General features: G+C 44.3%; 22 protein-coding genes. 3 read left to right on the top strand and 19 right to left on the bottom strand.

Annotated elements, in window-relative coordinates; genetic code table 11:
- Nucleotides 1–67 precede the first annotated feature (67 nt).
- Together HDC91_RS11620 and tilS are read right to left on the bottom strand one after the other, a co-directional pair.
- The gene (locus HDC91_RS11620; protein ID WP_162429632.1) at nt 68–553 is read right to left on the bottom strand and encodes a hypothetical protein; all 486 of its coding nucleotides are present in this window, start codon (nt 551–553) and stop codon (nt 68–70) included.
- Nucleotides 550–1,884: a tRNA lysidine(34) synthetase TilS gene (tilS, locus tag HDC91_RS11625; RefSeq protein ID WP_183552259.1), complete on the bottom strand. Its 1,335-nt coding sequence runs from the start codon at nt 1,882–1,884 to the stop codon at nt 550–552. The genes HDC91_RS11620 and tilS overlap by 4 nt, the downstream gene beginning before the upstream one ends.
- A 51-nt stretch (nt 1,885–1,935) precedes the next feature.
- Here tilS and HDC91_RS11630 point away from each other — a divergent pair, with 51 nt between their 5' ends.
- The gene (locus tag HDC91_RS11630; protein ID WP_183552262.1) at nt 1,936–4,581 is read left to right on the top strand and encodes an OstA-like protein; all 2,646 of its coding nucleotides are present in this window, start codon (nt 1,936–1,938) and stop codon (nt 4,579–4,581) included.
- Nucleotides 4,582–4,686: 105 nt separating this feature from the next.
- Entirely contained in the window at nt 4,687–4,929 is a 243-nt protein-coding gene (locus tag HDC91_RS11635; protein ID WP_183552265.1) for a hypothetical protein, read from the top strand.
- Between the two features lie 123 nt (nt 4,930–5,052).
- Here HDC91_RS11635 and HDC91_RS11640 read toward each other — a convergent pair whose 3' ends face one another.
- Nucleotides 5,053–6,402: an NHL repeat-containing protein gene (locus tag HDC91_RS11640; protein WP_183552268.1), complete on the bottom strand. Its 1,350-nt coding sequence runs from the start codon at nt 6,400–6,402 to the stop codon at nt 5,053–5,055.
- Between the two features lie 271 nt (nt 6,403–6,673).
- The gene (locus HDC91_RS11645; protein WP_183552271.1) at nt 6,674–8,440 is read right to left on the bottom strand and encodes a fasciclin domain-containing protein; all 1,767 of its coding nucleotides are present in this window, start codon (nt 8,438–8,440) and stop codon (nt 6,674–6,676) included.
- A 191-nt stretch (nt 8,441–8,631) separates the two neighbouring features.
- Between HDC91_RS11645 and HDC91_RS11650 the strand changes: the two genes are divergently transcribed.
- Nucleotides 8,632–10,002, top strand: a complete 1,371-nt coding sequence (locus tag HDC91_RS11650) for an APC family permease (RefSeq protein ID WP_183552274.1) — start codon at nt 8,632–8,634, stop codon at nt 10,000–10,002.
- Here HDC91_RS11650 and HDC91_RS11655 read toward each other — a convergent pair.
- From HDC91_RS11655 to HDC91_RS11725, 15 genes are all read right to left on the bottom strand, one after another.
- Nucleotides 9,971–10,801, bottom strand: coding sequence for an amidohydrolase (locus tag HDC91_RS11655; protein WP_183552277.1), 831 nt, complete (start codon nt 10,799–10,801; stop codon nt 9,971–9,973). The genes HDC91_RS11650 and HDC91_RS11655 overlap by 32 nt on opposite strands.
- Nucleotides 10,788–11,645, bottom strand: coding sequence for a fumarylacetoacetate hydrolase family protein (locus HDC91_RS11660; RefSeq protein WP_183552280.1), 858 nt, complete (start codon nt 11,643–11,645; stop codon nt 10,788–10,790). Before HDC91_RS11660 ends, HDC91_RS11655 begins: the two co-directional genes overlap by 14 nt.
- Nucleotides 11,646–11,799: 154 nt before the next feature.
- Nucleotides 11,800–12,564 carry an SDR family NAD(P)-dependent oxidoreductase gene (locus HDC91_RS11665; protein WP_183552283.1) on the bottom strand — a complete coding sequence of 255 codons (765 nt, stop codon included), beginning with the start codon at nt 12,562–12,564 and terminating at the stop codon, nt 11,800–11,802.
- A gap of 9 nt (nt 12,565–12,573) precedes the next feature.
- Complete coding sequence (locus tag HDC91_RS11670; protein ID WP_183552286.1) at nt 12,574–14,238, bottom strand: UxaA family hydrolase; 1,665 nt, start codon at nt 14,236–14,238, stop codon at nt 12,574–12,576.
- A gap of 166 nt (nt 14,239–14,404) precedes the next feature.
- Complete coding sequence (locus HDC91_RS11675; protein WP_162429643.1) at nt 14,405–15,232, bottom strand: OmpA family protein; 828 nt, start codon at nt 15,230–15,232, stop codon at nt 14,405–14,407.
- A gap of 21 nt (nt 15,233–15,253) precedes the next feature.
- On the bottom strand, nt 15,254–15,916 hold the full coding sequence (locus HDC91_RS11680; RefSeq protein ID WP_183552289.1) for a DUF2461 domain-containing protein: 663 nt from the start codon (nt 15,914–15,916) through the stop codon (nt 15,254–15,256).
- A gap of 52 nt (nt 15,917–15,968) precedes the next feature.
- Nucleotides 15,969–16,244, bottom strand: coding sequence for a hypothetical protein (locus tag HDC91_RS11685; RefSeq protein WP_162429645.1), 276 nt, complete (start codon nt 16,242–16,244; stop codon nt 15,969–15,971).
- Nucleotides 16,245–16,250: 6 nt separating this feature from the next.
- Complete coding sequence (locus HDC91_RS11690; RefSeq protein ID WP_183552292.1) at nt 16,251–16,829, bottom strand: DUF420 domain-containing protein; 579 nt, start codon at nt 16,827–16,829, stop codon at nt 16,251–16,253.
- Between the two features lie 92 nt (nt 16,830–16,921).
- Nucleotides 16,922–17,578 (bottom strand): SCO family protein, encoded by a 657-nt coding sequence (locus HDC91_RS11695; RefSeq protein WP_255476711.1) that lies wholly within the window; start codon nt 17,576–17,578, stop codon nt 16,922–16,924.
- 41 nt (nt 17,579–17,619) lie between these two features.
- A complete protein-coding gene (locus tag HDC91_RS11700) occupies nt 17,620–17,961 on the bottom strand; it encodes a cytochrome C oxidase subunit IV family protein (RefSeq protein WP_162429648.1) in 342 nt (113 codons plus the stop codon).
- Between the two features lie 20 nt (nt 17,962–17,981).
- Nucleotides 17,982–18,692, bottom strand: coding sequence for a cytochrome c oxidase subunit 3 (locus HDC91_RS11705; protein ID WP_162429649.1), 711 nt, complete (start codon nt 18,690–18,692; stop codon nt 17,982–17,984).
- A gap of 6 nt (nt 18,693–18,698) precedes the next feature.
- Complete coding sequence (locus tag HDC91_RS11710; RefSeq protein ID WP_255476712.1) at nt 18,699–19,271, bottom strand: cytochrome c oxidase subunit 3; 573 nt, start codon at nt 19,269–19,271, stop codon at nt 18,699–18,701.
- A gap of 8 nt (nt 19,272–19,279) precedes the next feature.
- The gene (gene cyoE / locus HDC91_RS11715; RefSeq protein ID WP_183552298.1) at nt 19,280–20,164 is read right to left on the bottom strand and encodes a heme o synthase; all 885 of its coding nucleotides are present in this window, start codon (nt 20,162–20,164) and stop codon (nt 19,280–19,282) included.
- Nucleotides 20,161–21,222, bottom strand: a complete 1,062-nt coding sequence (locus HDC91_RS11720; protein WP_183552300.1) for a heme A synthase — start codon at nt 21,220–21,222, stop codon at nt 20,161–20,163. Before HDC91_RS11720 ends, cyoE begins: the two co-directional genes overlap by 4 nt.
- Before the next feature lie 152 nt (nt 21,223–21,374).
- On the bottom strand, nt 21,375–23,267 hold the full coding sequence (locus tag HDC91_RS11725) for a cbb3-type cytochrome c oxidase subunit I (RefSeq protein WP_162429652.1): 1,893 nt from the start codon (nt 23,265–23,267) through the stop codon (nt 21,375–21,377).
- Nucleotides 23,268–23,277 lie beyond the last annotated feature (10 nt).

The following is a 23,277-nucleotide window of genomic DNA, read 5'->3' on the forward strand; positions in this document are numbered from 1 at the left end:
ATGCTTGATAATGAGGTAATTACACTTTTGATGTTTTAGCAATAATCAATGGCAGGCTATCCGGAGGTTATACCGCTTTCATTTCGCTTTTTATCGCCCTTAAAAACTCATTGGCATGCTGCGATCCGATGATGTAAACAAGCCCATCCCTATCGGTTAGGTGTATGGCATCGTTACCGGCGGCGTAAAAGCGTATGGTACCTTTGGTGTGCAGGTTATAAACCGGGTTATTAAATAAATACCTGCTGTACGATCCTTTTTCAACCTTCACAATACTGTTCAGGTCTATTTTTACCCGGCGGGTGCTCCAAAGGCCGTCAAGTAAAATGCTTTTGTTGATAACACGGGTGCTAAAGTGCAGCAGGAAGCCCATGATAATGGATATGATAATGATAACAAACCCAACGATGGCTAACAAGTCGCCGTTGCGTTCCCGTTCGTCAGTAAAAAAATAAGCAGCAAAACAAAACATGGCTAAAACAAGGCGTATGGTTATAGGTATCCATTCGCGGCCCAGGTATTGTTTTTCAATAAAAACCGATTTATCGCTCATAATTTATACAGTTCGAATATAGTAACTTTTTTAGTGTTATCGCTTACTTTATACCTTTCGCTCAAACGGTAACCACCAACCCAAATGATATCGCCATTGCCGTTTACCAGTATCGGCACACCGTCTTTTTGATGCAGCGGCACTTTTTGATGTATAAAAAAATCGCTTAGCTTTTGCCTGGTCTTCATCCCCAGTGGATAAAAAGTATCTCCCTGCTGCCATGCACGAAGCGTTAGCGGGTAAACCAACAGTTCCGCATCTACCGAAACCGCCAGCGGATTATCCTTCACAATAAGCGGACTATCATCATGCAGCACAGTCAATTTATAGTTGTTATACCCCACATTGGTATCGCGCGGGCTAATACTAACTGCCTTATCCTTTACACTCGCTTTTGGCGAAATAATTAACCTGCCCCTATCAACCAATAAGGTAAACCCTGCACTTTCAAAAACCCTGCCCGGATGCCTGCCAAGTACTGTTATCAGGTCATCAACCACCATTTCGCTGAAGCCGTAATCATACAGCAATTTAAAAAGTAACAAGCGCTTAGGCGATAGCTTTTCTATTTCGTTAATACTTATGTGTACTTCATTACCTTCAATTAGCAAAAGCTTCTTTTTTAATCCATCTACCTCACGGTTCAACAGCATTTCCAGTTCCCTGAATTTGCGCAGATTGCTTTCAAAAGTGGCCTCGAGGTTGGGGTTAAGCTCTTTTAATATCGGGATAACCTGGTGCCGCAGTTTGTTCCGGGCGTATTTAACCGAGGCGTTCGAGGCGTCCTCTGTATATGTTAAACCTTCCGCAGCAATAATGGTCTGTATTTCGTTGCGCGTCAGGAAAAGCAGGGGGCGCACCAGGTTGCCGTTTTTGGGCAAAATGCCGTGCAAACCAGCAATGCCCGTACCCCGTGTAAGGTTTAACAATATTGTTTCGATAGTATCGTTCTGATGGTGTGCAAGCGCAATGACATCATAACCTGCTGATTGGCTGACCTCATCAAACCATCGGTACCGCATATCGCGGGCCGCCATTTGGATAGATACCCGGTTATCGGCAGCGTATTGCTGAGTATTAAACTTAACAGTGTGGAAGCTAACCCCCATTTGCAGGGCAAGCTGCCTGGTAAACTCCTCGTCGGCATCAGCTTCGGGGCCGCGCAGGTTAAAATTGCAATGTGCTATGCTAAAATTAAAGCCGGCCGCCTTTAGCAAATGGGCCATTAAAACGGAATCCATGCCTCCGCTTACAGCTGCCAGTATTTTGTTGGCAGGTGTAAATAACTTATTTTGTCCAATAAATTCAACAAAGCGTTTAACAGGAAGCATACATCAAAATTATTAATTTAATAACCCCAGCAAAAAACTAATTTTGCCATTGTGATAAAATACATTCTTAGTACACTTTTAGTGATCATAACCTTAACCGTATCGGCGCAGAAAAAATCTGTAGTGCACCTTATACAATCAAAAAGCAGCGAGGTTATTAAGCTAAACGGCCGGAATGTTATCAAAGTTTACCAGGGTGTTTTTCAACAGGATTATTCCATCATGCGGTCAGACAGCGCATATTTTTATGCTGAAGATAATGCCTTCGACGCTTTTAGCAATGTACATATAACCCAGGGCGATACGCTGAATATTTACGCGGATAAGCTTAATTACAATGGCAATACCAAGGTGGCTGTACTTACAGATAACGTGAGGCTGATTGATAAGGATGCTATTTTAACCACCAATTACCTTACTTATAACACCGCTACCCGCATTGGTACTTATACCGGAGGCGGTAAACTGATAAATAAAGACAATACCCTCACCAGCAAGAACGGTTATTACTTCGCCTTTTCAAGAGACTCTTATTTCCGTTATAACGTGGTGCTGATAACGCCGGATGCCTTGATAAAAACTGATACCCTGCGTTACAACACCGGCAGCCGGATAGCTTATTTTTACGGGCCCACAAACATTTACGATACTAAGGATAAAAAAGATACGCTATACACCGAGAATGGCTTATACAATACTATTACCGAACAGGCTTTTTTTGGTAAAAAGAACTTATACAAACAGGGTACTAAAACCCTGACCGGCGACAGTTTATTTTATGATAAAATAAATGGTTATGGTCGCGCGGTTAAACGCGTTACCTTTCACGACCGCGAACAAAATGTAACCCTCAAGGGCGACCTGGCTACCTACTATAAAAAAGGCGAACGCACCGTTGTAACCAAGGACCCATACGTAATTATTGTTACCGAAGAAAAGGACACCACCAAAGCGGATACGATGACTTTAGAGTCCGGAACTAAAGCCAACCCCGCAGTTAAAACAGCGCCCGGTGTAAAAAAGGCAAATGCGTTTGCTATTAAACCACCCCCGGGCACAGTGCAGGTAAAGGGGTTGCAAAAACCTGTTGCTACCGATGTAGATACATTAACTGTCAAAGTTCAAAACACATTAAAAAATAACCGGGCCGGCGTAGCTGCTTTAGTAAAAAAGGCTGATGCACTGGCCGTTAAATCGCGCCCGGGCATTTCTAAAACTGGGATGGTACCTTTGCAGGTAATAGCTGATAGCGCGGTTGAGGTACCCCAAGCGGGCGTTAAGCCGGTAAAGGGCGGTACTCCCGCCAAAGGTGCGGGCCTGGCTGCTTTCCCGATAACGGATACAGCCAAAGCGACGCCTGAGAAAAAGGTAAAACGTGATTCTATTTATATATCTGCAGATACACTGGAAACCCAGATACTTACCTATAAAGATCTGAAGATTATGCAGGAGCAACAGCGATTGCTCAACGTACGCGACACCAGTGTTAAAACTAAAAAGCTTACTCCTGAGCAACAAAAAAAGGCCGACAAATTTTTAACCCTGAATGCGCCGAAATGGAAAACCGACACGCTGCACCTGCATGCCGATTTTTTCGGGAAGCCGAAACCCGAAGCAACTGCCCAGGCTAAAGGGAATGCGAAAGGACAAGGCGGCGCAACTGCCGCGCCAGGCCAAACTGCATCAAAAGGGGGCGATGCAAACGCCGTAGAAAACGATCCGATATTTTTTACGCCGCCGGTTACCCTGAGCGATACGGCCAGGGTGAGGATAATTAAAGCCTATCATGGCGCTAAGCTGTTCAAATCAGATCTTCAGGCCAAGGCCGACTCGATGTTTTACAGTTACAGCGACTCTACCCTTCATTGTTTTATAAACCCGCTGATATGGACCCAGGGCTCGCAGCTATCGGGCGATACCATCACCATGCAGATGAAAAATAAAAAGCTGGATAACCTTAACTTATTCCCTTCATCGTTTGTGGTAAATATTGAAAAGGGCGACTCCACCAATTTTAACCAGGTAGGTGGTAAAAGGATGAAAGGCTTTTTTAAAAGCGACAAACTGGACAGGATGTACGTTGCAGGAAATGCCGAAAGCATTTACTTTAGCCGCGACAGCCTTAAAAAGGTTGATGGCATGCAACGATCGTTAAGCAGCCGCATGCGCGTTTATTTCAAAAATGGCACTGCCTCGCAAATCGTATTTTTAACCAAACCCGAACACCGTTACGGTCCTTTGGCTAAGTTTTCTGAAGACGATAAGATACTGAAAGGCTTTATATGGAAGCCTAAAGAAAGGCCGGTTTCTAAAGAATCTATCATCCCATCCTATAATAGAAAAAAAGCACGCGAACAGGCGGCAGCCGATAAAAAGCTTGTTAATGCGAATAAACCAAAAGATGCAGCACAAAACGATAAAGCGCGCAAGGATTCGTTACAGCATTATTTACCCCGAACCGACAGCACAAAGGTGGGCAGGGATAGTATAGGCACAGCGACACAAGGGGTTACGAGCCCCTCTATTGTAAAAGCAAGACAGGATAGCTCCGGCATTAAACAACCACCGGCGACGACAGCGCCAGTTATCCGGACTAAGCAGGATAGCTTGAAAGCCAAGCCTGTACCTGCTACTAAATCAAAGAGCGATGCTGTAAAAGTTAAAACACCCAAGGTTTTACAGCAACGAACGTATTGACGGGATAAACGTTGCGCAATACAGCCAAAATCCTTCACCACAAAAGCTATGGTTAGGTAGCTTTTATAGTTTATCGCATATTTGCGTCACACTTAATACAATGTTATGAAACACGAAGATGTGGTTGCAGCGCTTAAGGTTATCGCTGAAAAAGAAATGGCCATAAATATAAGCAAAGCCGATTTACAGGACCTGAAACAATACAACCTGATAAATATAGCGAAGGGCGAGGAAAATGCACGATCGCCGGCTTGTACCTTAACTAAAAAGGGCAGGGTGATGTTGAAGGCAAACTTGCCGAAGGATAACAAGACAACAGACATTGAGCAGGATGACCTTAGCGATTAACAATCGTTATCGCGCTACTCTTAAAATCGGGGGTTACACACAAAATACACAGACCATGCTTAAAATGGCCTGTTAAAAAGAAGGGCCGCTCTAAATAGAGCGGCCCTTCTTTTATCTCGATATTTACTTTATTTTTCTTATCCGGTTATTGTTGTAATCGGCAACATAAACGTTGCCCTGGTTATCAACAGCAATGCCTCTTGGATCGTTAAATGATGCCGTGCCGCCAGCACCATCTGCCGAACCGGTAGTGCCCGTGGTACCGGCAAGTACACTAAAGGTTTTGTCGGCCGCTATTTTTAATATGCGCCCGTTTGCATCTGCAATATATAAGTTATTACTGCCGTCTGTCTTAATAGCCTGTGGCCTGCCAATAGCAAACGATAACGAGTCGGAGCCCCCGGTAAAGATGGTTACCATATAATCTTTACTTATTTTTCTTATCGCTTTATTCATGGGTTCGGTAACATATAAATTCCCTGCTGCATCCATTGCAATACCGCTTGGCTTGTTTAACGATGCTGCTGTACCTTGTCCGCTTGCAATTCCTGCAAACCGGTTTCCAGCTACCGTGGTAACTACCCCTGCCGGGGTAATTTGCCTTATCAGGTTGTTACCCATATCTGCCACAAATAAATTTCCGCTTCCATCTATCACGATATCTGCCGGTTGAGAGAACGATGCTATCGTACCAGTACCGTTATTATATCCGGCCGAACCGCTGCCTGCAAAGGTGCTTACAATGCCCGATGGCGTTATCTTGCGGATCAGGTTATTGCCCATATCCGCTACAAAGATATTGCCGGTTGCATCTACCGCTAAACCGGCGGGCGCATAAAATTGGGCTACGTTTCCCGGTCCGTCGGTATTACCCAGGGCACCGGTACCTGCTATAGTAGTAACCTCGCCTTCAGGTGTTATTTTCCTGATGGAGCAATTATAAGAATCAGAAACATACAGGTTGCCCGCGGCATCAGTGGCGGTGCCATACGGATGGTTAAACAAGGCTGCCGTACCGTGGCCGTTGGCGTTACCTTTGGATGATCCGGCAAGGGTACTTACATTGGCGGCAGGCGTACCTGTGCCGCTGCCGGTTTTAAACTGAACAACGTTACCATAAGCCGTAGCTGCCGAGTTTGTTGCATATGCCCTGGCATAGTAAGTTGTATTTGGGGTAAGCCCCTTCATATTACTGTTAAACCAATAAAGGCCTACTTTATTGTCGGTTTTAGCATCAGCAACGGTAGGTTCGGAATTGGTTGAACTGTAACAAACGCCGTAAGCAGTAATGTTTGTGGCCCCATTGCTTATAAAGCCGCCGCCCCACGCGCTGGTACCGGTTGTTTCAACGATTATGTCAGTAGTTACCACCACCGGCTTTTCTACAGTTACGGTTGTCCCTTTTACGCAGGCGCCAAGCGACGCGATGATTAGTAAGAGCAATAAATTGATTGGAGTTGATGTTTTATTCATATATGGTATTTGACGTAGTATGATATGCCGCTAATTTGCTGAATAATCAATTCATAATTTGTTAATTAGTGTTAAAGAAAGTTGCGTAAAACAAGTGTAATGGCATTTTTACATCTATTACGTGTAGCCGGGCGAGATTGCAACAGTGGCTTTAAAATGAATGTAAAACATTACAAAAAAGAAAAGCATCCTGCGATAACCCCAGCTAAGCTATTAAACACAAAAGCCCCTGCAAATAATGCAGGGGCGTATAAGCCGTGCTTAATTTTATTTACTGAAAGGTTATTTTGCGGATAGTCCCTGCATCTGTACCTACATACAATGCGCCCTTACTGTCAATTGCAATAGTATTTACCCCGTTAAATCCGGCTGCGGTACCTATACCGTCCACATCAGCCCCTCCGCCGGCACCCCCCGCAATAGTGGTAACCTCTCCCCTCGGATTGATCATTCGTATAATAAAGTTGGATGTTCCGTAATCGTTATCACAAACATACAGGTTACCCTTATTGTCCAGTGTAATACCAAACGGAGCGCCAAACTGCGCGGCTGTGCCCACCCCATCTTTTGCAACATGTGTATTATTCCCGGCAAGCACCTTTAAGCCGTTGTTGTCTTTTATCCAAATCCTGCCGTTAGTAGCGTCTGATACATATGTTTTTGATCCCGAAAGCGCTATTCCATAAGATGACACCCTTTGTACATTCGGATCTGCCGACAAAAACTCCGCATTACCGATAACGATACTTACATTACCTGCAGGCGTTATTTTTTGCAGGTTACCGCCACTGTTAAGCAAGTATAAGTTATCCTGCTTATCAAATTTTATAACGCTTGTATAAACTTTTAAATCGGCCCTGGTGGTTGCCGTATAGTTTGTACCCGTACCTGCCCACCATTCGGCCGTGGTTGGCGTAGCTGTTGCCGAACGGAATATGCCGCTGTAACCCTCAGCCGAGCTTGATTCGGTTGCAAAGTAAACCTGGTTTTGGCTATTAAGCCCGATAGCCCACAAAAGCGTTTTGGTATTTAAAACTGCAATATTGGTACCATCCCCGTTAGGGTTAGGGAAAACAGGCTTATAGTAAGATATTTGGCCTGCGCTATACTTAACAAGCCGCGCGGCCGGAACATTGCCGTTGTAAAAATTATCTGTCCAATAAATGTTATCGGCCGCGTCAATGGATATGCCTTGCACCGGCCCGCCGCCTGTGCCTGCAACAGTTGTTACGTGAGCTTTTTGCACGGTTAAAGTTTGCTCCATGGTTACGGTACGCCCCTGGGTGGTAACTGTTAATGCCCCGGCGGTAACCCCGTGAGGAACCGTGATCTCGATAGAATCCGCGTTTGCGGTATGTATTGTAGCAGTTATATTGTCTATCTTCACCACATTTTTATTTACGGCCGCCCCTAAATTACCGCCATAAATGGTCAGCAGCCACCCCGGGAAGATCTTGGTGCTCGATACACCGGTAATATGCGGCAAAGTACTGGTATTGAACAGACCTGCCAGGCTAAATACAACCGTATTGTCGCCAGTTGATAATACAGTAATATTTAAAAATATACCGTTAACATACCACTTGTCGTTCACCTTTGTTAGTATCAGCTTTTTGCCGCTTATGGCCGTTAAGGAAGTTCCGTTGGTTATCTTGGCAATATCTATTTTCCCGCTCACAATATAATCTCTTACAACCGAGGAATCGGGCAGGTAAACATCTGTAACGGCGGTTATTTTCTTCCGACCGGTGGTTTTTAACGTATAGGCTTTATTTGAGGGCGCGAAAACCGTTATACCATTTTCTACTTCGGTTTGTGTAAGCCCCGCCGATTTAAAATCGAGGGCAAACTGGCTCAGGGTATCTTTACCTGCAAGCGCCGTGTTCACACTGGTGGTCACCTCGTCTACCGTGGGCTTTTTTACAGGCTTAGGGTCAGGATCGGGTTTAACAGGGTCGCTTTTTTTACATGCACCGCAAAAAAACACAACCAAGCAAAGCAACAAAAGGTATTTTACCGGCCAATATATCTTGTTCATAATAAAGCATTTAGTATAACAATAGTAATATTATTTGTCGCCATAAAACATACCCGTAAATGGGTATATTGTAAATATTATTTACGCCGGTAAAACTCGTTACAAACCGCTGACCCAATAAATTTTGCCCCTTGCCGGTTAAAGTTATTTTTGTACCATTGGCCCGCTTTCGGGCTGATTTAAAAACTACAATGGCTGAAAATACTCTGGTAAGACGCCTTGGACTGGCTCATGCCACTGCAATAAACATGACCGACATGGTAGGCATCGGGCCGTTTATAACATTACCTATGGTAATAGGAATGATGAATGGCCCATGGTTTCTGTACGCCTGGCTGGCGGGGGCCATATTATCATTTATTGATGCGATGGTTTGGAGCGAACTTGGCGCAGCCTTCCCAAAGGCGGGCGGATCATATAATTTCCTGAAAGAAACCTACGGTAAAACCGGCATGGGTAAATTAATGAGTTTTTTATTCGTATGGCAAACCATGATACAGGCGCCGCTGGTAATAGCGTCTGCAGCTATCGGGTTCGCCTCGTACTTTTCATACCTGCTGCCGTTATCCGCCGTAGAAGCTAAAATAATGAGCGGCAGTGTGGTAATTTGTATAGTCGTATTGCTTTACCGCAAAATTGAATCTATAGGCAAAATAAGTATGGTGTTGTGGGTAGGCGTTTTGTTAACCCTGATATGGATAATTGGCGGCGGTTTAGCACATGGCAACTTTTTATCACCCATAAAGCATATCAACGACGGGCTTACGCTTAACTACGCGTTTGTTGCTGCTCTTGGTTTTGCCAGCGTAAAAAGCGTTTACAGCTACCTGGGTTATTACAATATTTGCCATTTGGGCGGCGAAATTATCGACCCGGCTAAAAACATACCAAAAAGTATGTTTATATCTATTGCAGGCATTGCGGTTTTATATATGTTGATGAACGTAAGTGTGGTGAGCGTAATTCCGTGGCAGCAGGCTAAAGACAGCGGCTTTGTAGTCAGCGAGTTTATGGAGCAACTATCCGGGCATGCTGCGGCTAAAATTATTACCTGCCTAATATTACTTGTGGCCTTTTCGTCGGTATTTTCGGCTACGCTGGGCTATAGCCGTATTCCGTATGCAGCAGCTGCAGATGGCGCCTTCTTTAAGGTATTTGCAAAACTTCACCCTACTGGCAACTTCCCGCATGTTTCGTTATTATTTTTAGGTGGAGTAGCTTTTATTTTTAGCCTGCTATTTAAGCTTAGCGATGTAATCAGCGCTATACTGGCCATGCGCATAGTCATCCAGTTTATTTCGCAGGCATGGGGGCTGTTCCTGCTTCGGCGGCGGAAAAGCGAAACCAGCTTCCCTTATAAAATGCCGCTATTTCCAATACCCGTTTTCCTGGCTATTATCATGTGGATAGGTATACTGATATCCACCGGTTTTCACATGGTGTTGGGCGGACTAAGCGCAATAGCTTTGGGCATTGTGGTTTACTTTGTTAAAGCAAAGGCGAATAAAGAGTGGCCCTTTAACATCGCCGCTAAAGCCGATAAAAATCCTCAGCATTTTTAGCCCAAAAGGCTTGTTGTTCATCCTGGCTTAATCTACTTACGTAGTTGCCAATAACCGTTAGTACACCATTATAACCGCCAGCTACATTACATACGGGCCAATCAGAACCGTACATTACGCGCTGCGCACCAAATGCTTCGAAAACCACCTCCAGGTAGGGTGTAAAATCGTCGGGTCGCCAGTTAAGCCAATCAGCTTCGGTTACCATGCCCGATATTTTGCAGCAAACGTTTGGCAAAGCGGCTATCGCTTGCATATCCGTTTTCCAGCCGGTTATCCGTTTTTCTTTGATGTACGGTTTCGCCAGGTGGTCTATCACAAAACGCTGATCAGGGAAGGTTGATGCGAATTGCAGTGCATATGGCAACTGATTTGGCTTTATCAATATATCGTAACTAAAATTGTATTTATTTAGTAAGCCAATGCCCCGCATAAAATTTGGGTTCAGCATAAATTTGTCATCGGCCTCACCCTGTAGTATATGGCGAAACCCTTTAATCAGCTTAACTGTGCTGTAATACTGCAGGCGTTCTTCCACCCTGTCGGCCGCCATTTCTATCCAGCCAACTATACCCTTAATAAAACTGTTGTTTTCCGCAAGGCTCAGCATAAGGTCGTTTTCAGCTTCGGTTTGCTCTACCTGCACGGTTATGCATCCCTCAATACCGTTTTGCTGCAATATGGGTTGTAGTTGGCCGGGCAAAAAATCCTTTTGGATGGCCTGCATCGAATCATCTATCCAGGCGTGCCTTTCGGCGTCAAATGTCCAAAAATGCTGGTGACTGTCAATCTTTCGCATAGGCTTTGAGCACTTGTTTTGCTTCCCCAAGGCCTTCAATACCAAGTTCAACTATATCGCCTGGCTTTAAATATAATGGTGGTTTCATACCTAAACCTACCCCTGCAGGTGTACCTGTAGATATCACATCGCCGGGCAACAAGGTCATGAACTGACTTATATAAGCCACTAAATAAGGGATATTGAATATCAGGTTTGATGTGCTGCCGTCCTGAACAATTTTGCCGTTAAGGGATAACCACAAGCGCAGGTTGTGCACATCTTCGATCTCATCTGTTGTAGCTAAAAACGGGCCTACCGGCGCAAAGGTATCGCAGCCTTTGCCCTTATCCCAGGTGCCATTACGTTCTAACTGAAACTCCCTTTCAGACACGTCGTTATGCAGGCAATATCCCGCCACATAATCCATCGCTTCGCTTTCTTCAATATAGGTGGCCTTTTTGCCGATCACCACCGCCAATTCTACTTCCCAATCGGTTTTTACGGAGTTTTTAGGAATAACAATATCGTCATTGGGGCCTACCAGGGCTGTAGTTGACTTAAAGAACAGGATAGGCTCCTTCGGCAGCGGCGCGTTTGTTTCCTCAGCATGATCTTTATAGTTAAGACCTATACAAACAATTTTTGAAGGGCGTGCAAACGGGCTCCCTAATCGCTCGCTATCGGCAATTTTTGTAAGCTTTCCCTCGTTTTCATCGATAAATTGCTGTAGCCTGTTTAGCCCGTCGTTCTCAAAAAAGGCTTCGTTATAATCCTCGTCAAAGGCCGATGTGTCGTATTTTACATCATTAATGATAACACCGGTTTTTTCGTTACCTGCCGCGCCGTATCGTATCAGTTTCATTTATTTAATAATGAGTAGTGAAAGGGTTAAATGGTGAACAGTTGATGGTTCTCTGTTAAAAGAAAGTTGGTAGCAGTGATTGATAAAGCATTCCCGCACTTAAATTTCGGAATATTTAACCACACGCCACTCAACCATTCTCCATTCACCATAATTAATTGTTTAATTTTATAAAGCCCCCGTCTATGGGGTAATCGCAGCCTGTTATAAAGCCTGCTTCGTCGCTGCATAAGTAAAGGGCCAGTGCCGCAACTTCTTCGGGCCTGCCCATACGGCCAATGGGCTGGCTTTTTGAGAGCTTTTCAAAAATCTCCTCTTCGCGGCCCGCATAATTTTTCGATATAAAGCCATCAACAAACGGCGTGTGCACCCTGGCCGGCGAAATGGTATTACACCGGATATGATCTGCAAGATAATCTCGCGCTACCGAAAGGCTCATGGCCATAATGGCGCCCTTGCTCATGGAATAGGCAAACCTATCGGTAATACCCACCGTTGCCGCAATTGATGCCATATTAAGAATAACACCGCCGCCGTTTGCTTTCATTAAAGGCACAGCCGCATACAAGGCGTTGTAAGCCCCTTTAACATTCACGTTATATACACGGTCAAGATCGGCACCCGTTGTGCCTTCCAGGCTACCTATGTGTGCTATACCAGCATTATTTACCAGGATGTCAACCACCCCTATCCGGTTAAATACAGCCAGTACCTGTTCTTGCAGGCTTATATCGGCAGTATAACTAAAGGCGTTGCCGCCACCGGATTGTATTTCCCCGATGGTTTGCGTGGCGGCATCTTCATTGAGTTCAATGATATGTACCGTGGCACCTTGCCGGGCAAAAAGCACCGAAATGGCCCTACCAATTCCGCTGCCGCCACCTGTTATCACCGCGTGTTTATTTTTTAAGCTGAACATTGTAATGCTTTATAATGAAACCCCTCTCTTCCAGGGGATGAAATCGTCTTGCCCTAAAATTACCGCTTTGGGTTGTTTTAGGCCGCTGGCCACTTCTATCACATAATCCAGCATGCGTGTGGCCGATTGGGCTATAGTTTCTTCACCTTCGATGATAGTGCCGCAATTTATGTCCAAAATGTCGGGCATTTTGCTGAACACCGCTGAATTTGTGGCCACTTTAATAACCGGTGCAATGGGGTTACCCGTAGGGGTACCCAGGCCTGTTGTAAACAAAACCACATTGGCGCCCGCTGCTACTTCGGCGGTGCTGCTTTCTACATCGCTACCTGGCGTACACAGCAGGTTAAGTCCGGGCCTGGTTACTTTTTCGGGATAATCAAGCACGGCCGTTACCGGCGATGTTCCGCCTTTTTTTGCAGCCCCGGCAGATTTTATAGCATCGGTGATCAGGCCATCCCTGATGTTGCCCGGCGATGGATTGGCATAAAAGCCCGAACCATCGGCTTCGGCACGGGCGTTGTAGGTTCGCATCAGGTGCATAAACCTCAGCGCCTCCGCTTCATCAACACATCTATCGCTCATCTCTTGTTCTACGCCGCAAAGCTCGGGGAATTCTGACAGGATAACGCTGCCACCCAACCCTACCACAATATCAGACAGATACCCCAGCGCGGGGTTTGCGGATATACCAGAAAACCCGTCCGAGCCTCCGCACTCTAATCCTATGCACAGTTTAGATAACGGGGCGGGTTGCCGCAACTGCTTATTGGCTTCCATCAGCCCGGCAAAGGTTTGCTTCAGCGCTTCATGAAGTAATTTGCTTTCGGTACCCATTTTTTGCTGCTCGAGCATTATCAGCGGCTTACTAAATCCGGGATCGCGTTTTTTGATCTCTTCCTGTAGTATCCCTGCCTGTGCATGCTGGCATCCCAAACTGAGCACGGTTGCACCCGCCACATTGGGGTGGGTGATATATCCGGCTAATAAACCGCACAAAGCGTCAGAATCCGTACGCGTGCCACCGCAGCCCATATCGTGGTTCAGAAACTTTATCCCGTCGATATTCTCAAACAGCTTTTTTGCAGTTTGCCCTACGGGGGATGGTTGCAGATCGGCCTGTAAAATATCAGCCGCTGTTTTACCCGACCGGTACATCGCTATCAGGTCATCTACTTCGCTTTCGTATCCCCGCGGTTTGGCAAAACCAAGCTTCGCCGCCAGTGCATCCTTTAAAACGGTGATGTTCCTGTTCTCGCAAAAAACCAATGGTATCACCAGCCAGTAGTTTGCTGTACCCACCGAGCCATCCGCACGATGGAAACCCATAAAAGTTTTTTGGCGGTAAGCATCCGCAGCGGCCGGTACTGTCCAATCTGTTTTACGGCTGCCCAGTTTAAAATCATCCGCGGCATGCCTGATGTTATTTACGGTTAAGGCTGCGCCTTGCGGTATAGGCTGGTTAGCCTTACCTACCAGTACACCATACATATAAACAGGCGCTTCGGGCTCAAGCGCGGCAACAGTAAATTTATGCTTTGCTTCAACCGGCGTGAACAGGGCGAAGCTATGCCCGTTGAAATTAACCGGAGTGCCCGCTGCAAGGCTGGTTAAAGCCACCAGCACATTATCGGCCGGGTGAATTTGTATATAAGTAGGCTTTTCTGCAGGCATTGCTAATTGATACGCTTTTAAAAGTTTCTGTTTTACGAATATATAAAAGCTTATAATTATTTACTGTAAAATTTACCCGTAATGTAAAATAATCTGAATAAAAAAAATCCCCCATAAGGTGGAGGATTTGATATAATGGATTATGCTATTAAAAAGATGGATTATTTTATTTACTTATCAAGTTGTATAATTCGTCCAGCTTTGGCGACAACACGATCTCGATGCGCCTGTTCTTTGAAAGTGCTTCGGGGGAGTTACCGGTATCAATCGGCTGAAATTCTCCTTTCCCGGTAGCGGTTAATCTTTTAGGGTCGATATTTTCGTTTTCGGTAAGGTAACGGGTTACAGATGTTGCCCGCAATACGCTTAAATCCCAGTTATCTTTGATCTGGCCAAGGTTCTTTATCTTCTTGTTATCGGTATGGCCTTCAACAGCAATATTGATATCGGCTTCTTTATTCAGTACAGCCGCAAGCTGTTTCAGCGCCTGTTTACCCTTTTCGTCGATCACAATGCTGCCCGATGGGAAAAGCAATTTATCGGTTAATGATACATACACCTTGCCGTTACGTATATCAACAGTAAGCCCGCTTTGCTGAAAACCAAGCAAAGCCTTTTGCAACTTATCTTTCAGCGCGTTGGTTGCCTCGTCGCGTTTGCGCAAAATCTCTTCAACTTCTTTAAGGCGCGCTTCGCGTTTTTGCAGGTCGGTAGATAACTGGCTCACTTTTGACGAACTGGCATTATAATTTTTATCAAGAGCATTATACTTATCATTTAAGCCCTTATAATTTCCTTTTAGCGTGGCAAGTTCCTGGCGTATGCGTGCTGTGTCGGCTATCAGTTGCGAAACCTGCTCTTCTAATGCAGTGGTACGGTTAGCTAACGAATCGCGCTCGGCTAATAAAGCCTTGTGCTTTTTGGGCGACATCACTACGCACGATTGCAGTGCAGAAATAAGCAGAGCGGCTAACAGTAGGTGTTTAAATTTCATGATCAATCAGATTTAAGTGTATCAAGCTATCGCGTTTTTCAGAAAAACATTCATAGGGTATATCCTGCTGCACAAAGCTACAATTTCTGTTGCGGCGCCGGCGCGCATTACTTCCTTATCTTTGAGCGGGTGCCAGGCTACGAAACTTTTTAATTTTAACAGATCGATGTTTTCGTTATCGGCATCATAGCCTTTTGGGGTTGTCTTTAGCTGATCTTGTTTCCTGAACTCGCCAAACAGCTTTATAAATTCTTTGTCGTCGATCACCTTCTTCAGATCTTCGGCATTATAATCAATTTCCTGGCGTATGGCTTTGAGATGATCGGCTTCGGGCATCCAATAGCCCCCGGCTATAAAAGATTTACCTGGTTGTATATGTAAGTAATATTCAACCCCGCCGGGTTTTAAACCCTGGGTTGGCAGGCTTATGCCAAAGTTATTCTTGTAAGGCGTTTTATTTTTGCTGAAGCGTATATCGCGGTAAATACGCATTACGCACTTTTTGGGGTCAAGGTCGGCGCTAACGCTGGGGTCAACTTTGTGCAGCTTGTTAATAACATCTGCAGCAAGCTCAATTACGTTGGCACGCGCATCTTCGTACCGGTCTTTATTTTCCTGAAACCACTCCCTGTTATTATTTTCAACAAGCTCTTTTAAAAAGTCAAGCGTTTGGGGCCGTATCATCCAAAGTATCTGTTTGTGGTTAGTTGCGGTTGCCTGTCATCAACCAATAGTGTCAATTCAGGTGCAGTTTCTCGCTTCGCATGTTCAGTTCAACATTTTTACGACGGTATTTTTTCAGCCAGATGTAGGCTACTACAGCCACAGCCAGATAAGGGGCAGCTAATAAATATACTATGCCATTGTTTAAACCATTGGTAGTTTTGGCTCCGCTTTTAGAATTGGTTTCGACGTTAGAAGCACACATGGCACATTGTGCCTTAACCGGCACAACACTGCATACCAATAAGCCCAATACTAACGCGATGTATAAAAATTTTAACTTTTTCATGATTGGTTAATTAAAGTGGTAGTAAGGCCTGATCATCAAATATACAACAACGCCCGATAAGGTAACAAACAACCATATAGGGAACGTCCATCTTACCAATTTCTTATGTTTTTGCACCTGCATTTGCAATCCGCGGTAAAAGCTTAACAGTATAAGCGGCAAAACCCCGGCGGCAAGTATAATATGCGGCACAAGTATATACAGGTAAACGGTTCTTGAACTGCCGGCCGCCACACGTTCCGCATCTGATAACAGCCCGTTGCCGTCTATATCCCCATAAACGGTATCGTTACGCATCAGGTAATGGAACAGGATATACGATACCAGGAACAACGACGACAGGCAAAAGGTAGTGATGTTCAGCCGCTTGTGTATGGTAATTTTGCCCTGTTTAATAAAATATAACGACGTTAACAGCAATATACTGCAGGTACCATTAAGTATGGCATTAAGCAAGGGCAAATAGGGAGTGAACGCGGGCGGAGTAGCCGGACCGGGTATAAGATGGCGGTTAAGCACAATAACCACGGCTATAACAAAAACGGTTATACCGGCAACAAATCGGAATATGAATTTATCTGTCATTCTGTTGTATATATTTATGAAAGCCTAAAAGAAAAAGGACTTGCAAATTATTTTATGCCCTGTTACTTTATCCTGGTGTCATAATCTTTTATTTAATAAAGCGGTTTATCAACTTTACGTAATTCTTCCGCTATCAGTACCTTTATCTCGTCGTTAAGTTTAGTGATATCGGCTGCAGATGTACCATCGTAATACCCTCTTATGCGTTTTTCGGCATCTATGAGTATGAGCTTGTCGCTGTAAATAAAGTCGTGCTCGTTTTTTTGCACGGCATTAACCAAAAAGCCATTGCGGGCCAGGCTATAGGTGGTAGCAGTATCGCCCGATAAAAAAAGCCATTTATTAGTCGTCTCGTATCTCGAGCTATACTTCTTTAGTGCAGGTGGCGTATCGCGTTCAGGGTCTACCGTTATCGATGTAAAATAAACCATGCGGTTTTTACGGTACGCATATACCAGTTCGCTGATGTTCTTATTTACCGCGCTGCAAATATCCGGGCAATTGGTATAAAAAAAGCTGGCAACAAATATTTTTTTGTCGAAGTTTTTAAAAGACACCGGCTTGCCATTTTGGTCTGTCAGGTTAAAATCGCTCAGTTTGTGGTAAATGGTATCAGGGATATACTTACCATGAAACTTGTGCCCTGTTTTGGCTACCACTTTTGGCCCGTAAAAAGGCAGCGGCTTATACCTGTTTTTACCTTTCGCGGTTAGTAAATAATATAAAAATCCCGGTAAAGCTAATATCAATACCAGGATTATTATTTTTTTTAGGATGTATCCTTTACGCATTACATCCTAAGGTCTATCCAGTAATGGCTTTCGTTTGTAAGCACTAATATTAAGCCTATGATAAACAATATAGGCACTATGATAGATAGAGCTAACCCGATTCTTTCGAACTTTAAGTGCATAAAGTACGCAACAATGTAAAACGCTTTAGCCAGCGTTAACACTATGTATATGGGGTTGGCTGTATGCAAAGGTATAATTCCCTTGGGCACCAATACCAATGCAATAATAAATTCAACAACCGTTATGGCAAGTAAAATGCCAAATACTTTCCATATTTTTTTCCGGGTCATTCCTTCACCGTGCTCGTCGTGGTGAACTTCTGTTGTTTCTGATGACATATGTATATCAGGTTAAAATTTTAAACTAAGTAAAAGAAAGTAAATACAAATACCCAAACAAGGTCTACAAAGTGCCAGTAAAGGCCAACTTTTTCTATCATTAAATAGCTGCCGCGTTTTTGGTAAGTACCTAACAATACGTTCACTGTTATAATGATATTAATGATAACGCCGCTAAATACGTGGAACCCGTGGAAACCTGTTATGGTGAAAAACAAATTCGCGAATTGCTGCGTGTAGGTGGTTGACAGTGGTGCCCCTTCGTGAAAGTATTCTTTCAGATCGTGCGGGATACTGCCCCACCAAAAGCCTTCGTGGTGTAAGTGCGACCACTCCAACGCCTGGCAACCTAAAAACATAAACCCGCCTATTATAGTGAGTATCATCCAGGTTACTACTTCCTTCTTTGCCATCCGGTGCCCTGCTTCTACTGCCAGCACCATGGTTACCGAACTCATGATCAGGATAAACGTCATTAAGCCCACAAATACAAGCGGTGCACCATGATCTATCATGCCGGGAACCGACTGGAAGATAAGATCGGCAGCGGGCCAGCTATTAGAGCTAAAACGCAATGAGCCATAGGCTATTAGTAACGATGAAAAGGTAAACGCATCCGACAGGAGGAAAAACCACATCATCATTTTACCATACTCAACATTAAATGGCGATTTGCCTCCGGACCACGGCGTGGTTTTTACTTCATCAATAGGTGATAATTGTGCACTCATGTGTTTTTATTGTTGGTTCAAAAGTAAAAAAACATACAGATAAATCCATATTATATCGACAAAATGCCAAAAAATAGCAGACATCTGCATACTGTGTAAATTTTTAACCTGCGCTATGCTGCGGTAACTACGCCAAAGCGTATTTGCCAATAACAACAGGCCGGCTAAAATGTGTATTAAATGCATCCATATAAATACATATATGAACGATTGCGATGCGTTTGGGTTAGAAAAGTAAACCCCCATACCCGGCAAAAGTATAAGCCACGCGTATACCTGGATGGCAAAAAATACAAGCCCTAAAAGTATGGTTAGTAAAAGGTACAACCGTTGTTTGCCATACTGTAAAGCACGGGTGGCTTTTGAGGATAAAAACATGGTTATACTGCTCAGTACAATTACTACTGTACTGTACGTAAAAATACCGGGCAATTTAATGTTCATGCCATGCGCAGAACTGCCGCCCGCATAAACAATAAACCCGCTGGTTAACGCCGCAAAAAACATAAACGAGGTGAATATGAATATCCACATATTAAACCTTTTAGGCGCCAGATCATATCTATCTTCTTGCTGCATCTGAGTAATCATTTTCCTACAAAATCAAATAAAAATAGCAACTGCACAACCGGCAGATAATAAAACGAGCCAAACATTAATTTACGCGCGCTGCTAATTTCAAGCGTTCGCAATAAATTAAATGCCTGGTATACAAATATTAAACTCATTATTAATGATACTATCGCAAGAACGATACCAGCATTATGGTTTAAATATGGAAGCAGGCTTACGGGCAATAATACCAATGTTATTACAAAGGTGATAACTGCGCTTGTCCTGTCGCGCTTACCCGAAGGTAATAAGCGGAAGCCTGCTAACTTATAATCATCATCAAGCACCCACGCTATAGCCCAAAAATGCGGGAATTGCCAAACAAACTGTATAGCAAACAATATAAGCGCTATTTCATCTATACGCCCGTGGGGCTGCCCTGCAACATAGCCTATTAATGCCGGCAATGCCCCCGGTATTGCCCCAACAAATACCGCCACCGGCGATTTGCGTTTAAGCGGCGTATATGCAAAGGCGTATAATATTATTGAAAAGACCGATAACAAGCCTGTTAAAACATTTAACGAACCTAACAGGTAAGTACCGGCCACGCCCATTCCTAAACCTAACACCAATCCTTGCCCGGTGGTCATGCGGCCGGCGGGCATAGGGCGGTCCATCGTGCGTTTCATCAACCTGTCAAGGTTAACCTCTATAACTTCGTTAAAACAATTTGCCGCAGCGGTAACTAAAAACCCACCTACAACAAGCTTTAGCCAGTTTATCCACATGGTTGTGCTATACAGCGAGCCCCAGGTGTTGCCCCCATTAGCCTTTACCGCAATGATAAATGATATAGAGGCCGAAAAAACCACAAGCAATGTCAAGCGTAACTTAACCAGCTTTATAAAATCCCTCATTTGCCTGCCCCCTGCACGTTAACCGAACTAAATAAATTTAACAGTAAATAAAACTGGGCGCCAAATAGTAAACTTGCCAATACAATGTGTGATGCCTGCGCAAACGGCGGTAATGCCCAGTACGATAAAAATATACCGGTAACTATCTGCAGCATTATCATTAAAAAAGCAAAACTCATTAACTGCTGCTGTATCGAGTGCCTGTTAAAGCCCTTGCGAATCAGCACGTATAAAACCAGGTTTGCCAGCAATACTATTATAGCCACATCCCGGTGTTGGGCAAATATGTCGCCGGCACGTGTTACCCAGCTTTCGCGATAGCTGCCTTCCAAATGGCCGGCAACCGCGTCGATCCTTTCGCGCACTTCGGTACCAAAAGTTATCTGCAAAATGCTGATAGCTAAAACCACAACCGTAACTATCGCTACAAACGGCTTGCGCTGAACTTTATACCTCCCCTGCACCTTTGCCATATGATAAGTGGCAATACTGATAGCCAATATCGCAAGCGCTATAAGCATGTGAACGGTAACTATCCATGCAACCAGGTTAGTTGATACCACTATAGAGCCTAACCATCCCTGAAAACCTACCAGCAAAACATTAAATATGCTGAGCGCTACAATCAACTTACTGGTTTTGCGATATCTGAACGAGAAGATTGCGCACAGCAACAGTAACACGCCCGAAACGGCGCCTATCAGCCTGTTTACATACTCTGTCCAGGTACGGGCGCTGTTAAATTCTTCAGGAACCAGGATCGACCTGTCGTTACGTATACGCACAGCCAATTGGCTGTAACCAAAAACGTCAAGCATTTTTGCAAACTTTTGGTTTTTGGCCAGGCGCTTATCCGCATATACTTTTTTATAATTTGCGGGCAATTCGGTTATGTTGGTTGGCGGCACATAACGCCCGAAACATTTTGGCCAATCGGGGCACCCCATGCCAGATCCGGTACTGCGCACAACCCCGCCAGCCAGTATCAGTACAAAAAGTACAATGATGGTTATAAGGTTGACTTTTAGAAATGTATTACCGGATGCCTTTATGCTCATTTAAATATTTCTAAAAAATTAGGGCACCTGTTTAAGCGTAAGCCTTAAGTACTTAGTTTTAAGTCAACAGTGTTAACTATTGACCTAAAACATCAGACTTAAAAACTTAGTACTTTAACAACTACCCTAAAAGATCAGATCAGTATAAAATATTATTTTACCTCTTCGTTACTCTTTTGAGTATTTGCCCATTTCATATGTTCTTCCAACCCTGTAGGGTTATCCTCAAAGTCATGCGGAAGGTTTGAGCTCATGGTTTGCGAAAGCGGAACTATTTGTGGTATAAAGTCGTCTTCGGCACCGGGCTTGCTATAATCGTAAGGCCAACGATAAACAGTTGGAATTTCGCCCGGCCAGTTGCCATGTAAATGCTCAACCGGTGTTGTCCATTCCAGGGTGTTGGCATGCCATGGATTTTGTTCGGCCTTTTTACCCCAGAAAATAGAGTGTATAAAGTTGAACAGGAAAGCAAGCTGCGCCACACCCGACATAATTGCCGCCCATGTAACAAATGTATTTACAGATAACCACTGTTTCATTGATTCAAACTCGGTGAACGCGTAGTAACGGCGTGGTACACCATCTAACCCCATAAAGTGCATAGGGAAAAATACCAGGTAAGCGCCTATAAACGTTAACCAGAAGTGCAGGTAACCAAGGCGCTCGTTCATCATACGGCCGAACATTTTTGGGAACCAGTGATAAACGCCCGCAAGCATACCAAATATAGCGGCCGACCCCATTACAAGGTGGAAGTGGGCAACCACAAAATAAGTATCGTGCAGGTTAATATCTAACGCGGCGTTACCCAGGAATATACCTGTTAAACCACCGGAGATAAAGAACGACACCATGCCTATAGCAAATAGCATTGCCGAGGTAAAACGGATATTACCGCGCCACAATGTAGCCAGCCAGTTAAAGGTTTTTACTGCCGATGGAACCGCGATGATAAGGGTAGTGATCATGAATACACCACCCAGGAACGGATTCATACCGGTTACAAACATATGGTGGCCCCATACGATGAACGATAGTACGGTGATACCGATAAGCGAGTAAACCATTGCATGGTAACCAAAAATTGGTTTACGCGAGTTTACCGACATAACCTCGGACGAGATACCCATTGCAGGCATAATTACGATATACACCTCGGGGTGACCCAGGAACCAGAATAAGTGCTGGAACAGGATAGGGCTACCACCTTCGTAAGGTTGTATCTGTGTACCGTTCAATACAATATCCGAAAGATAAAAGCTGGTACCAAAGCTGCGGTCAAATATCAATAATACAACGCCCGCAACCAATACCGGGAACGATAACACCCCTAATATAGCAGTAAGGAACAATGCCCAAACGGTTAAAGGCATTTTCCACAAATCCATGCCTTTGGTACGCATATTTAGCACCGTACTGATGTAGTTGATACCACCCATAAGCGACGATGCAACAAAGAATACGATACTGATAAGCCAAAGCGTCATCCCCATTCCCGAACCGGGCATGGCTTTAGGCAAGGCTGATAACGGAGGGTATATGGTCCACCCGCCACTTGCAGGGCCTTTTTGTATCATGAACGATGAAAGCATTACAACACTGGCTATCAGGAAAAACCAGTATGAAAGCATATTCATAAAGGGCGATGCCATATCGCGGGCACCCACCTGCAATGGTATTAAAAGGTTGGCAAAAGTACCGCTTAAGCCGGCTGTTAATACAAAAAACACCATGATGGTACCGTGTATGGTAACCAATGCCAGGTAAAAGTTAGAATCTAAACGGCCGCCCGGTGCAAAACGTCCTAATAATGTTTCCATCAAAGGGAATGATTTATCCGGATAGGCTAACTGGATCCTGAACAGGATAGATAACATCATAGCGATGAACGCCATTGTGATACCTGTTATAAGGAACTGCTTGGCTATCATCTTGTGATCCTGGCTAAATACGTATGTATTCAGGAACGTTGCTTTATGATGATGTTGTCCGTGATCGTCTTCGTGATGAACTACGCCGTGATCTTGAACTGATAATGTTGACATACTCGCTAAT

It is taken from the genome of Mucilaginibacter sp. AK015, from assembly GCF_014200785.1.
Taxonomy (GTDB): domain Bacteria; phylum Bacteroidota; class Bacteroidia; order Sphingobacteriales; family Sphingobacteriaceae; genus Mucilaginibacter.

What these genes read in the sequence shown, in the direction of transcription:
- HDC91_RS11620 (WP_162429632.1), bottom strand. Translation starts at nt 553, where the DNA reads ATGAGCGATAAATCGGTTTTTATTGAAAAACAATACCTGGGCCGCGAA.
- tilS (WP_183552259.1), bottom strand. Translation starts at nt 1,884, where the DNA reads ATGCTTCCTGTTAAACGCTTTGTTGAATTTATTGGACAAAATAAGTTA.
- HDC91_RS11635 (WP_183552265.1), top strand. Translation starts at nt 4,687, where the DNA reads ATGAAACACGAAGATGTGGTTGCAGCGCTTAAGGTTATCGCTGAAAAA.
- HDC91_RS11640 (WP_183552268.1), bottom strand. Translation starts at nt 6,402, where the DNA reads ATGAATAAAACATCAACTCCAATCAATTTATTGCTCTTACTAATCATC.
- HDC91_RS11645 (WP_183552271.1), bottom strand. Translation starts at nt 8,440, where the DNA reads ATGAACAAGATATATTGGCCGGTAAAATACCTTTTGTTGCTTTGCTTG.
- HDC91_RS11650 (WP_183552274.1), top strand. Translation starts at nt 8,632, where the DNA reads ATGGCTGAAAATACTCTGGTAAGACGCCTTGGACTGGCTCATGCCACT.
- HDC91_RS11655 (WP_183552277.1), bottom strand. Translation starts at nt 10,801, where the DNA reads ATGCGAAAGATTGACAGTCACCAGCATTTTTGGACATTTGACGCCGAA.
- HDC91_RS11660 (WP_183552280.1), bottom strand. Translation starts at nt 11,645, where the DNA reads ATGAAACTGATACGATACGGCGCGGCAGGTAACGAAAAAACCGGTGTT.
- HDC91_RS11665 (WP_183552283.1), bottom strand. Translation starts at nt 12,564, where the DNA reads ATGTTCAGCTTAAAAAATAAACACGCGGTGATAACAGGTGGCGGCAGC.
- HDC91_RS11670 (WP_183552286.1), bottom strand. Translation starts at nt 14,238, where the DNA reads ATGCCTGCAGAAAAGCCTACTTATATACAAATTCACCCGGCCGATAAT.
- HDC91_RS11675 (WP_162429643.1), bottom strand. Translation starts at nt 15,232, where the DNA reads ATGAAATTTAAACACCTACTGTTAGCCGCTCTGCTTATTTCTGCACTG.
- HDC91_RS11680 (WP_183552289.1), bottom strand. Translation starts at nt 15,916, where the DNA reads ATGATACGGCCCCAAACGCTTGACTTTTTAAAAGAGCTTGTTGAAAAT.
- HDC91_RS11685 (WP_162429645.1), bottom strand. Translation starts at nt 16,244, where the DNA reads ATGAAAAAGTTAAAATTTTTATACATCGCGTTAGTATTGGGCTTATTG.
- HDC91_RS11690 (WP_183552292.1), bottom strand. Translation starts at nt 16,829, where the DNA reads ATGACAGATAAATTCATATTCCGATTTGTTGCCGGTATAACCGTTTTT.
- HDC91_RS11700 (WP_162429648.1), bottom strand. Translation starts at nt 17,961, where the DNA reads ATGTCATCAGAAACAACAGAAGTTCACCACGACGAGCACGGTGAAGGA.
- HDC91_RS11705 (WP_162429649.1), bottom strand. Translation starts at nt 18,692, where the DNA reads ATGAGTGCACAATTATCACCTATTGATGAAGTAAAAACCACGCCGTGG.
- HDC91_RS11710 (WP_255476712.1), bottom strand. Translation starts at nt 19,271, where the DNA reads ATGCAGCAAGAAGATAGATATGATCTGGCGCCTAAAAGGTTTAATATG.
- cyoE (WP_183552298.1), bottom strand. Translation starts at nt 20,164, where the DNA reads ATGAGGGATTTTATAAAGCTGGTTAAGTTACGCTTGACATTGCTTGTG.
- HDC91_RS11720 (WP_183552300.1), bottom strand. Translation starts at nt 21,222, where the DNA reads ATGAGCATAAAGGCATCCGGTAATACATTTCTAAAAGTCAACCTTATA.
- HDC91_RS11725 (WP_162429652.1), bottom strand. Translation starts at nt 23,267, where the DNA reads ATGTCAACATTATCAGTTCAAGATCACGGCGTAGTTCATCACGAAGAC.